This window comes from Mesomycoplasma moatsii, assembly GCF_045276915.1.
GTDB lineage: Bacteria > Bacillota_I > Bacilli_A > Mycoplasmatales > Metamycoplasmataceae > UBA710.
On sequence record NZ_CP174166.1, the window covers coordinates 194,608 to 206,540 of the forward strand.

Annotated in this window: 15 protein-coding genes; all 15 read left to right on the forward strand. The window is 24.6% G+C overall.

The genetic code is table 4. From position 1 onward, the window contains the following. Positions 1 to 25: 25 nt before the first annotated feature. The 15 genes from ACJA28_RS00975 to ACJA28_RS01045 all read left to right on the forward strand — a co-directional run bounded on the left by ACJA28_RS00975 (position 26) and on the right by ACJA28_RS01045 (position 11,927). The gene (locus ACJA28_RS00975) at positions 26 to 469 is read left to right on the forward strand and encodes a cell division protein MraZ (protein WP_022935251.1); all 444 of its coding nucleotides are present in this window, start codon (positions 26 to 28) and stop codon (positions 467 to 469) included. Beyond that, positions 438 to 1,379 carry a 16S rRNA (cytosine(1402)-N(4))-methyltransferase RsmH gene (rsmH, locus tag ACJA28_RS00980; protein ID WP_022935250.1) on the forward strand — a complete coding sequence of 314 codons (942 nt, stop codon included), beginning with the start codon at positions 438 to 440 and terminating at the stop codon, positions 1,377 to 1,379. The genes ACJA28_RS00975 and rsmH overlap by 32 nt, the downstream gene beginning before the upstream one ends. Beyond that, a complete protein-coding gene (locus ACJA28_RS00985; protein WP_022935249.1) occupies positions 1,372 to 2,652 on the forward strand; it encodes a hypothetical protein in 1,281 nt (426 codons plus the stop codon). The genes rsmH and ACJA28_RS00985 overlap by 8 nt, the downstream gene beginning before the upstream one ends. Positions 2,653 to 2,669: 17 nt before the next feature. Further along, the gene (locus tag ACJA28_RS00990; RefSeq protein WP_022935248.1) at positions 2,670 to 3,848 is read left to right on the forward strand and encodes a cell division protein FtsZ; all 1,179 of its coding nucleotides are present in this window, start codon (positions 2,670 to 2,672) and stop codon (positions 3,846 to 3,848) included. 498 nt (positions 3,849 to 4,346) lie between these two features. Continuing rightward, on the forward strand, positions 4,347 to 4,931 hold the full coding sequence (rplK, locus tag ACJA28_RS00995; protein ID WP_022935247.1) for a 50S ribosomal protein L11: 585 nt from the start codon (positions 4,347 to 4,349) through the stop codon (positions 4,929 to 4,931). Further along, the gene (gene rplA, locus ACJA28_RS01000; protein ID WP_022935246.1) at positions 4,931 to 5,623 is read left to right on the forward strand and encodes a 50S ribosomal protein L1; all 693 of its coding nucleotides are present in this window, start codon (positions 4,931 to 4,933) and stop codon (positions 5,621 to 5,623) included. The genes rplK and rplA overlap by 1 nt, the downstream gene beginning before the upstream one ends. 17 nt (positions 5,624 to 5,640) lie before the next feature. Continuing rightward, entirely contained in the window at positions 5,641 to 6,120 is a 480-nt protein-coding gene (locus tag ACJA28_RS01005) for a dUTP diphosphatase (protein ID WP_022935245.1), read from the forward strand. Between the two features lie 76 nt (positions 6,121 to 6,196). Beyond that, positions 6,197 to 6,463: a 30S ribosomal protein S15 gene (gene rpsO, locus ACJA28_RS01010; RefSeq protein WP_022935244.1), complete on the forward strand. Its 267-nt coding sequence runs from the start codon at positions 6,197 to 6,199 to the stop codon at positions 6,461 to 6,463. 74 nt (positions 6,464 to 6,537) lie between these two features. After that, positions 6,538 to 7,251: a hypothetical protein gene (locus ACJA28_RS01015; protein ID WP_022935243.1), complete on the forward strand. Its 714-nt coding sequence runs from the start codon at positions 6,538 to 6,540 to the stop codon at positions 7,249 to 7,251. 24 nt (positions 7,252 to 7,275) lie between these two features. Next, positions 7,276 to 7,575 (forward strand): 4'-phosphopantetheinyl transferase superfamily protein, encoded by a 300-nt coding sequence (locus ACJA28_RS01020; RefSeq protein WP_022935242.1) that lies wholly within the window; start codon positions 7,276 to 7,278, stop codon positions 7,573 to 7,575. A gap of 2 nt (positions 7,576 to 7,577) precedes the next feature. Then, a complete protein-coding gene (locus tag ACJA28_RS01025) occupies positions 7,578 to 8,516 on the forward strand; it encodes a lysophospholipid acyltransferase family protein (protein WP_022935241.1) in 939 nt (312 codons plus the stop codon). A 33-nt stretch (positions 8,517 to 8,549) separates the two neighbouring features. Further along, entirely contained in the window at positions 8,550 to 9,305 is a 756-nt protein-coding gene (locus ACJA28_RS01030; RefSeq protein ID WP_022935240.1) for a segregation/condensation protein A, read from the forward strand. A 2-nt stretch (positions 9,306 to 9,307) separates the two neighbouring features. Further along, positions 9,308 to 9,889 (forward strand): SMC-Scp complex subunit ScpB, encoded by a 582-nt coding sequence (gene scpB, locus ACJA28_RS01035; RefSeq protein ID WP_022935239.1) that lies wholly within the window; start codon positions 9,308 to 9,310, stop codon positions 9,887 to 9,889. A gap of 8 nt (positions 9,890 to 9,897) precedes the next feature. Then, on the forward strand, positions 9,898 to 10,737 hold the full coding sequence (locus ACJA28_RS01040; RefSeq protein ID WP_022935238.1) for an RluA family pseudouridine synthase: 840 nt from the start codon (positions 9,898 to 9,900) through the stop codon (positions 10,735 to 10,737). 74 nt (positions 10,738 to 10,811) lie between these two features. Next, positions 10,812 to 11,927, forward strand: coding sequence for a hypothetical protein (locus ACJA28_RS01045; protein ID WP_022935237.1), 1,116 nt, complete (start codon positions 10,812 to 10,814; stop codon positions 11,925 to 11,927). Positions 11,928 to 11,933: the final 6 nt, after the last annotated feature.

Sequence of the window (11,933 nt, forward strand, 5' to 3'; positions counted from 1 at the left end):
AGACAGTGGTAGAAAGTGGGTGAAAATGTTTGTAGGTCAATTCGAACGTAGTATTGACTCTAAAAATAGAGTTGTGTTACCGCCAAATATAAAGAATTTCCTAGGAAATATTTTTTACTTAACAATTTCTGCAGGAAAAAAATTGGAAATAAGACCACCACAAGAATTTGAAAATTTAGTAGACAAAATTGATCAAAATAATCAATTAGATCCTATTGTTCAAAAATACAAAAGATTTATTATGTCTCAAACAATTAAAATTGAAACTGATAAATTGGGTCGATTCTTAATTCCAGAAAATTTCTTAAAGACTATCGCTGTCAAAACAACAATTACGTTTGTAGGAATGGGTAAATTCATAGAAATATGAGCTTCTGAAAACCTACAAAATGAACTAGAAGAGTTTGAAAAAGATGAAACTATTGATAATCTAACAAATGAAATGCTTAAAAAAGGATTTAAATTGTAATATGCATATTCCTGTTATGCTTAAAGAAGTGTTAGAAGCACTCGAAATTAAGCAAAATGGTGTTTACATTGATTTAACTCTTGGAAGAGCAGGACATGCCAGTGCAATTTTAAAAAGTATCAAAAATGGAAGGTTCATTGGTTTTGATAAAGACATAATTGCTATTGAGGAGTCTCAAAGTCGTCTTGAAAAAATCAATAATAATTTCAATTTAATTCATTGTGATTTTAAATATTTTAGAAATGAGTTAAGTAAACTTGGAATTACTGAAGTTGATGGTATTATTGCAGATTTAGGAGTTTCAAGTCCTCAACTTGATAGTTCAGATCGCGGATTCTCTTATAGTAAGAATGGTTTCTTAGATATGAGAATGGATCAAGGTCAATCATTAAAAGCTTGAGACATTGTTAATACATGAAGTAAAGAAAAATTAGTTGATATTTTCATTAATAATGCAGATGTTAAAATGCCAGTTAGGGTAGCGAATGCTATTATTGAGAATCGACCAATTAATTCTACTTTAGATTTAGCTAATGTTGTTAAAGCTTCTTTACCAGCAAGAATTGTTCGCCAAAAAAATCCTGGAAAAACAGTGTTTCAAGCAATAAGAATTGCTGTTAACAATGAACTTGAATCACTTGATATTATTCTAAAAGACTCAATTGAAATTCTTAAAAACAACGGAATATTAGCAATTATAACGTTTCATTCAATTGAAGATAGAATTGTAAAAAAATTCTTCGGTAATCTAATTAGATCAAAAATCGATCCTAAATTACCAATTCAAGAAATACGAGAGTATAAAGTAAAAACATTATATCCAACAAAAAAAGAAATAAGTAATAACAAAAGATCAAGAAGCGCAAAACTTAGAGTTCTAAAAAAAGTAAAGGAGTCGTTTAATGAATAAAATTGAAATCAATGCTCTTATGAAGTTTGACAATATTAAGATTATTGCAACAATGAAGAGTAAAAATGGAATCATTTATGTTCATGATGAAAAAATTAATTTATCTACAAATAAAAAAAGAGGAGATATTAAAAAAGATATTAAAAATGCTTTATTAAGTATCGAATCAAAAACATCTAAAAAGATTAAAGAGATAAATATAATTTTTGATGATTTTATGAAAAATTCAGAACTCTTAAAAGTAAAAACAAAGATTATTAAAGAGTCAACTAAGTATGAAGTAGAAAAAAAATTAAATTATGATGATTATCAAACAATTGTCCAAAGAACAATTAATAATCAAAATACTAATAATGAAATTTTAATTTCTGCTGTACCTTTTAAATTTATTTTTGTTGAAAGCGGTTCTGCAAATGAATGTGAATCTTATTCTTTTCCATTTGATAAAAAAGTTTCAAAATTAGCAATTATTTTTTCATTAAGATTTATGGATAAAAATAGTTTTTTAAAGACTGTTGATTATTTTGATTCTTTAGATATTAAAGTAAATAATGTTGCATTAGAATCTCAACTAGTAATTTATAATGGGATAGATAATGAAAAATTGAATAAAGTAAATTTTGCTTTAGCAATTAAAAATGATAAAACCATTTTAATTTCTAGCGATAATAATGTTGTCATTAGAACTGATATTCTAGAGTATTCATTTGAAAATCTTGTAAAAAAAATTGAAGATAAGTTTGGAATTAGTAATCAAGAAGCAAAAAATTTAATTCAATGTTATGGAAAAATAAATGTTGGTACTAATGAAGATAAAGAAATAATTTATTCTTCATATTCATTAAAAGAACAACATTCAAATCCAATTAATAGATCTGATGTTGCAAATGTTATTAAATCTTTTTTAAAATCAATTTGTTCACAAGCAAATAACATTATTAAAAAAATAACAAAAAATAATGGAAATAATTTTGAATTAAAAATTATAGGTAAATTATCAAGAATTAATGATCTTTCAAATTATTGTTCGAAATATTTTGAAAAAGTTAATGTTTTATTAAGTGAAAGAAATGAATCAATTTATTCTTGAAATAAAAGTTTTGAAAGTGTTAAAAACTATTGAATGTATTTAAAAATGTTAGATAATAAAATGAATACTGAAACTTTTTATTATAATAACAACAAGGATTCATTTAATAGAGATAGTACTTATCAAAACAAACAAGCAATTAAATCTACAAACAAGAGAAGCGTTGAAGCTTTATTAGCTTAATTTAGGAGGGAGAATTAATGTCTTTATCTAATGATAAGCCAATAATGAATATTTCAGTTATTGGAATTGGAGATGCAGGAAATAAAGCAATTGAAAATATTTCTAAAGAAAATTTTCAAGGAATTAAGTTACTATATCTTAATGACAATAACGAATTATTAGCAAACAAAGATAAAGATTCGACAATTTTTCTAAATTTAAAAAATGAAGAGTCAATAAATAAAAATTGAAATATAGGTAAAATTGCCGCTAATGATTCGATTAATGAGATAAAACAAAAACTTATTGATACAAAATTATTAATTTTAACTGCTGGTTTTGGTGGTAATATTGGAACCGGTGCATTGCCTGTTGTAGCTAAAACTGCAAAAGAAATGGGGATTTTAACAATTGCAATTGTAACTACCCCTTTTTCTTATGAAGGGACTACAAAAGAATTAAATGCTAGAGTTGGTTTAGAAAATCTAAAAGGAAATGCTGATATTGTAATCGTTATTTCTAATGATCGTTTAATCAATAATTATCCAGATATTGCCGCAATAGATGCTTTTAAATTAGTTAATAATATTGTAAAAAATTGTGTTAGAACTTTTGTTAACTTAATCACTAAAAGTTCAGTTATTAATTTATCTATTATTGATCTAGTCAATGCTATAAAAGATAAAGGTGAAGCTTATATTGGTTTTGGTAGTGGAATTGGTCGCAATAAAATAATGAGAGCAATTAATGGAGCTCTTAATTCAAAGATAATTGAAACATCAATCAAAAATTCAACGAATGCAATTTTGTATATTGTTGGTGATCCAACTGTTACAATGCAACAAATAAACGAAGTTATTACATTATTTAAACAAAAAGTTAAAAATGATCAAATGAATATTGTTTTTGGTTTTGATGTCAATCCAAACCTAAGAAATGAAATCCAAATTTCTATAATTGCAACTTTTGATAAAACTAAGATAATTGAAAATAAATTAACTAATGAACAATTGTTACATAATTCGCAAGAATTACTTCTTGAAATTGGCAATACTTTAGAAAATGAGTTAAATGCTTATACAACTGGAGAATTAGATATTCCTAGATTTGATGTCGAAAAAATGAATTATCAATATGACGACAAAGATCAAGAAAGTTTTCTTATTAGTAACGAAGAAGAAGATACAGAAGATGATATTCCTTTTTTCTTAAAATAATAATTTTGTCGAAGTTTACGAAGACTTATTGTTGTATTAATTGAAAAGATATCAATCTTATAAAAAAACTTGGAATCATCCAAGTTTTTTTATAAGATTTTCTATTTATACGTTAATATTTTTATAAATTTTTCAAAAAAATATTATTTTTTAATCAAAATTGCATTAATTAATGTATTAAATAAATTTGTTTTTGTTTTGCTAATTGTTTAAATTAACAGTTATATTAAAATTTTTATAATAAAAAAAGTTGTTATTAAACATTAAGGTAATCATAAGTATTTATTAAAGAGTATAGATTTTTCACAAGAAACACTTTGATAGCTAAAAATAAGAAATATCAAAATTTATATGTATGTTTTAAATAAAAAAATGTTAAAGCTTTGTTATAATTTTCTTGCAATTTGTAAATTGCACTCTTAGCGGTATTGTGGAAGATAGATTAACTTCTATTGCCTGACCACTGAGATCAGATTAACACTATTTTAAGGAGTAACTATGGCTAAAGAAGTCGTTAGAGTTGCTAAATTGGAGTTTAATGCTGGTCAAGCTAAGCCAGGTCCTGAATTAGCAGGTCTTGGTATTGTGATGCCAGAATTTACAAAACAATTTAATGACGCAACAAGAGATAGAGGTTCAGAACCTGTTCCTGTTGAAATAACAATTTATAAAGATAAATCGTTTACTTTCAAATTATTTACAGCTCCTGCTGCTTACAAATTAAAACAAGCAGCTAAAATTGAAAAAGGATCAGCAAATTCTAAAACAACTATTGCTGCGACAATAACAAAAGATCAGTTAAAAGAAATTGCTGAATATAAGTTAGTAGATTTGAATACTGATGATGTTGAACAAGCAATGAAAATTATTGCTGGAACAGCAAAAAATATGGGTATTGCAATTGAAGGTTGAGATGATGTTGCAAAACTTAAAGAAGAAGCAAAAGCAGCTCAAATTGCTGAACATAAAGCTCAAGCTGCTGAAGCAAAATTAGCTGAAGATGCTAAAGCTGCTGCAGAAAATAAAGATTTTGTTGAAGCTGAAGTTATTAAGAAACCTGCAGATGAAGAAGGTGATGAATAATGGCTAAACATAAAAGTAAGAATCTTAAAAAAGTAGAAGCAATTTTTGATGCAAAAAAAGAATATTCATTATTAGAAGCAATGGAAATTGCCAAAAAAACATCCTATGTTAAATTTGATGCTTCAGTTGATTTAGCATTAAACCTAAATCTAGATACTAGAAAAGCTGAACAACAATTAAGAGGATCGGTATTACTTCCAAATGGAACTGGAAAAAGTGTTAGAGTTTTAGTAGCAACTGATGATTCAGAACAACAAAAAGCTTCTAAAGCAGCTGGTGCTGATATTGTAGTTAATGCAGTTGATTTAGAAGACATTCTAAAAAAAGAAAAATTTGATTTTGATGTTATGGTAGCTGAACCTAAAATGATGATTACTTTAGGTAAGTATGGAAAAGTTTTAGGACCAAAAGGATTAATGCCTAATCCTAAAACTGGAACAGTAACTCCTGAAGTTGCTAAAGCTGTTGAAGAACTTAAAAAGGGAAAAGCAAATTATCGTGCTGATAAAGCAGGAATTATTCATTCATTAATTGGTAAAGTTTCAATGGATGCTAAAAAACTTGCTGAAAATGCTGAAACAGTTATTCAATTAATTAAAAAATTAAAACCATCAACAGTTAAAGGAACATATATGAAATCCATCTATGTTTCAACAACAATGGGTCCTTCAATTAAAATCAAAATTGATTAATATATAATTTATTAGTAATGGACTTAAAAAAAATTATTGAGCAACAAATTCTTTTAGATGAAGCAATTAAAAAGGCTCATCTTCTAAAGCAAGATCATCAAGAAGAAATGCTTATTGCTTTATTTACTGAAGTTGGTGAATTTGCAAATGAAGTTCAATCATTTAAGTATTGAAAAAAATCAAAAAAAATTAATCAAAATGATTTATTAGAAGAATATGCTGATGGATTACATTTTCTTATGTCATTTGCAATTAAATACAAATGTAATTCATTAATTGAACCATTAGTTTTATCAAAAGATATCAATTATCAATTTCTAAAAATGTTTAACTCAATAAGTAAATTGATTAAAAATATTTCTAAAAGAAAAGTAGAAAAAGCAATTGCAATTTACTTAGGATTAGCAAAACTATTAGATATTTCTGATGATAAAATTAATCAAGCATATGAATTAAAAAATCAAAAAAATTTTGAAAGAATTAAAAACAACTATTAACACATTAAGGTTATTCTTGGTTTATATGTAAAAATATTTGCTAGGTATATCGTGTTTATGAAAGGATAATAGAGTAATGGTTAACTCAAAAAGAAAACAAGAAATAATTAAAGAATTTGGAAAAAATGCAAAAGATTCGGGTTCAGTAGAAGTACAAATTGCAATTTTAACTGAAGATATTGAAAATTTAAAACCACATTTTCAAAAAAATCCTAAAGATTTACATTCAAAAAGAGGTTTTATTGCAAAAATTGAACAAAGAAAAAAATATCTTGAATATTTAAAACAAAATAATTATGAATCTTATGCAGCTTTAATTAAAAAATTAAATATTAGAAAATAATATTCATAAAATATTGAAAAAGAGCAAGAAAATTGTTCTTTTTTTTAATAAAATTTCAAAAATAAGGTAACTTTATGAACAAAAAATTAGGTATTATTTCAATAACTTCATTATTTTTAATAACACCTGCTATTATGGTTAGTTGTAGTAATAATAGTAATAATAATGATGTTGTTAGTAATAAAAATTTCTATTATAACCCTAATAATAATTCTTCAAAAATTATTTCAAAAGAGCAATGAGATAAAATGTTTTTTGCACAAGATGTAGCTTTTGATGGAAATAATAAATCTATAACTTATAAAAATTCAAATGAAGATAAAAAAATAATTCAAAGAGTACATGATCAAGAAAGATTTGCTTTTATTGTTGATGGCGATTGAATATTAATGTGCAAAACAATGCTTTATAGCGAAGATGGAAGTGAAGAAAAATTAAGATTTTATCCTTCTCTTTTTGTTTTTTATTTATATAGCGAAAATTCTGTTAAATATTTTGAATATTATCCTTATGATCAACCAAGTTCAATTTCAAAAGATGAGTGTCAATATATTATCGATAATTACAAAAGTATATTCAAAAATTTTGATAATATGGAAGATCGACTTTTAGATGAAAATATTTTAGAAGGTTTTACAGCAATGTTAAGAGATTTTTCATGAAGTAATATGGATGTAGCAAAAATGCTAGAAGAAGAAAATAATCAAAACCCATATGATATTCAAAGTGCATGATATGCAAATCGAGATGATAAAATTCCTGTTATTCCTAAAAATAAAAAACATTAATAAATATGTTTATAATTAGACATTATGATTGGTGTTGATATAACTTCAATAAAAAGGTTTGAAAATAAAAAAATTAATTTCATTAAAAAGGTTTTATCTAATGAAGAATTTTTAGAATGAGAAAAAACAGAAAATAAAGAATTGTATGTTGCTCAAAGATGAGCAATTAAAGAAGCTTTATTTAAAGCTAATAATGATTTACATGATTATCACAATATTAATATTAAAAGAAATCAAAAAGGTGCTTTTGAATTTCAAAATTACAAAATTTCTACATCTAAAGAAAATGAATATGTAATAGCATTTGTAGTAGGAGAAAAATAATTATGTATAGATTAAAAATTTGGTTTACTTCAAGAAAAGCAAAAAAATATTGAAAAAATTCTTTTAGAGATAATTCAAGATATTCTTTACAATTTCGTAATGATTATTTGGTTAAAAAAATTAAGTCATTAATAAAATCTTTAAATATTGAAATTGATGTTAAAGGATATGAAAATTTAGGAAGTGCTGGGCCTTGTCTTTTATACGGAAATCATCAAGATAATTTTGATGCTTTAGCTATTGTTTATGCTTTAAAAGCACAAACAGAAGCAAAAGATGATTTTAATAAAATTGCTACTTTTATTGCAAAGCATTCATTACAGTATAAAAGTTATACTAGATACATTCTAAATTCTTTGGATACGTTTTACTTAGATCGTGATAATGTTAGAAAAAGTTTAGAGACATTTGATAAATATGGTAAGTTTGTTAAAGAGAACAAAACATACGGAATTATTTTTCCAGAAGGAACAAGGAATAAAGAGGGTTCTATTTCAGAATTTAAACCCGGTTCTTTCAAGATTGCTAAAAAAGAAATGATTCCAATAGTACCGTTTACAATTAATAATTCAGTTGGTTCTTTTGATAAGAAAAGAAAAGAAAAATTAAAAATTGAAGTTATTTTTCATAAAAAAATTCCTGCTAATTCATTTATTACTCAAAACACAATATCTTTAGCTGAAAGAGTTCAAAATATTGTTATTTCAAGTTTTGTTAAACCACAATATCAATTTAAAGAAGATAAAAAAGAAGAAGATATTGAACAATCAAAAGCAGCCATTAAATGAAAGAAAAAAGAATCTAAAAAAACTGAAAAAGCAGCTAAGAAAGAACGTAAAGAAAGAGAAAATGAAAGAAAAATAGCTGAAGCTCAAAAAAAAGAAGATGAGAAATACGAAAAAACTATAAAGAAAAAACAATCAAAAAGTAAAGATAAATAATAAAATAGATAATTAATAACTAAAGGAGCAAAAATGTCAAATCAAAAGATCGTGGATTCAAATGATATAAATTTTTCTTTAGGTAATTTTAACGGTCCGCTTGATTTGCTTTTAGAACTAATCAAGAAAAAAAATGTTGACATTTTTGAAGTTGATTTAGTTGAGTTAGCAACTCAATATTTAAAAATAATAGAAGATTTACAAGCTAAAGATATTGATATAGCTAGCGAATACTTAGTAATGGCTTCTGAGTTAATTTATATTAAAGCAAGATTAATATTATCTGATCCTGAAGAAGTAAAAGAAGTTGAAGAAGACAAAATGAGAATACTTAGATTGATAGCTGAATATCAAGAATTTAAAAAAATATCTCAAGATTTAAAATTACAAGAATCTAAAAGAAATGAAGTTTTTATTAAAAAACCTTCTAATACTGAAGGATTTTTAAAAGAAATTGATGAAGCGGCTTTAGATGGTTATGGTACAACATCTAAATTGATTAAAACATTAAGAAAAATGTTTGAAAGAAATTATGCTGATAAATTGAGAAGAATTAAACTCGAAACATTTAATCTTTCACCTTCTGAAAGAAGAGAACAAATTAGAGCAATTATTGATCAATTAAATTTGGATATTATTCCATTTGAAAAATTATTTAGTGTTCCTTCTTTAAATCATTTTGTGATTACTTTAATTGCTATTCTAGATATGTCTCGAAGAGAAGAATTAGTTTTGAATCAAGATTATCAATTTGATGAAATAATTATTAGAAAAGGAGTAAACTATTAATTATGACAGCAAGAGAAAGAGTGATTGAAGCGCTAATTTACATCAAAGGTGATGAAGGTATTAAAATAGAAGATATAAAAGAAGTTTTTGCTTTAGAAACTTTAGCTTCTGCCAAAGATTTAATGAATAAATTCGTCGAAACTTTTAATGGAGAAAAAAGAGGGTTAATAGTTGAAGAATACAATGGGATTTATAAATTTATAACTATTCCAGAAGCAAAAGAATTTATTTCAACTTTAGTAACTAATGAGCAAAGAGCAAAATTATCAGATGCCGCACTAGAAGTTGTGGGAATTATTGCTTACAAAGCTCCGATTACAAGAAGTTCAATTAATGCAATTAGAGGTAAAATTTCAGATCATCTTGTTAGTTTACTGATGTTAAAAGGATTAATTGAGGAAGTAGGAATAGCTAAAACTCCAGGTAATCCTGTTTTATTTGGTGTTACTGATAAGTTTTATGATTATTTTAGAATTAGATCAATTAATGAATTACCAAGATTAAGCGATTTTTCAAATATTGATTTAGATTCAGATACAACAGAAGAAATAATTGATTTATATGGTTCACAAAGAGAAGAATAGTTTTTGTAATGAACATAATCAAATTTAAAGCAACTAAAAATGACGAAGGTAGAACATTGTTTAAATGTTTAATAAAACAATTAGATAATGTTCCAATTTCGGTTATTGAAAAACTTTTTCGAATAAAAGATATAAAAATAAATGGCAAAAAAACAAATAATAAATCTTATTCACTAATTGCGGGAGATGAAGTTATAGTATATGGAATAAAAGATTCACAAACTAAAGTTTTATATTCAACTCCTATTAAATTTAGAATAATTTACGAAGATAAAAATATATTAGTTATTGACAAACCTATTAATGTTTCAATGCATGGATTTGTTGATTGTTTGGACAATCAAGTTTTAACTTACTTGAATTATCAACATAGTGATTCATTTAAACCAGCAAGTATTGGACGATTAGATCGTTCTACATCAGGATTAGTAATTTATGCTAAAACATATCAAGCTCTAGTTCAATTAAATGAAAAGATAAATAAAATAGAAAAGTATTATCTATTAAAATCAGATTTTCCTTGGAATAAAAAAGAAGTGACTTTTTACGGAAGAAAAAACATAAAAACTCATAGAATGGAATTATTTAATAAAAAACCAGGTATTAAAATGCAAACCATATTTTTTATTGATGACAATAAAAAATATGCCAAAATTTTGACAGGAAAAAAACATCAAATAAGATTATCCTTATCTTATTTGGGGTTTCCCATCTATGGCGATAAAAAGTATAGTGGTAGATTTGATAAAAGAGTATATTTACATTCTTATAAAGTCATATTTCATTCATTAGAGAAAGAATTAGAATATTTAAATGATACTCAATTTGTTTGTGATATTAAATGATAAAAATTAAAAAAATCTCTCTATTTTTTTTTTTTTTTGTTTAGAATTATTCAAAGAATTAAAAAAAATGGAAAAATATGAAAAAAAATATTGTCAAGAAAACGATTGCAATATCGTTGTTAATGGTAAGCACTTCAATAACTTCAATACTTGCAATAGAAAATAGTAATAAGTTTAGTTATAAAAATTTTTTGATAGAAAATAAAAATATAACATCAGAAAATGATAAGAATTTAAAAGAAGCAACTCTTAAAAAAGATGCTTTTAAATTTACAGAATTTAGTGGATATACTTATAATTCATATTTTAATCAAGACCAAAATACAAATCAAAATAAAGTTGCAACTTTAATAGCAAATCATTGGAATGAAATATTTAATGAAGAAAGAGAATCTAATTCTGATATAAACGTTACAAATATAAGACCTTATGAAAAAGATAATGAACCAGGTTTTATCGCTAATGTCGTTGTAGTAATTTCGGGAGATTCAAGATATCAATTTAGAGGAGATATTAATTTTTATGGTTTTGATAGAACAAGACCAACAACCCAAATAAAAAATGAAATTACATATAGTGAAAATAATAAATTTCCAGATGAATGATATAAATCATGAACAGATCATACGAAAATTCAAGATTTAATTTTCGAGAAAAAAGATGAAATTTTTTCTGATCTACCGCAAACATTAACAAAAGATAATATTGTCTTAAAAGAACAAAATCAAGTTAGTATAAATAGAAAAGAAGGATCGCTATCAACTATCTTTTATTTAAATAAATATTTAAATGATAATGGACAAGAAGAAACAAACGAAAAAGAATTTTCTATCAAAATCGTAGGTTTTAAAAAGATAGAACAAACTATGCTTGTATCACAAGAAATAATTTTAGAAGATATAGCTAAAAGACCTTCAGATTATTGAACTAATGAAAGCGATAATCAAAAAGTAATAGATTTAATTTTTAATAATAAAGATAAAATTTTTAATTCTTTACCAGACAATTTTCAAAATTCAAATATTTTTATTCAAGAAGTTAAACCAAAAAATAATGAAGGAATTATTCAAAGTAAATTTAAATTGAATAATTTTTATGACGCAAATCTAGATCATATAGATGGAGTTTTATCTGACGAATTTATTTTAAATATTAAAGCTTTTCAAATTGATACTTCAACAACACAAATTTAAAGTGGT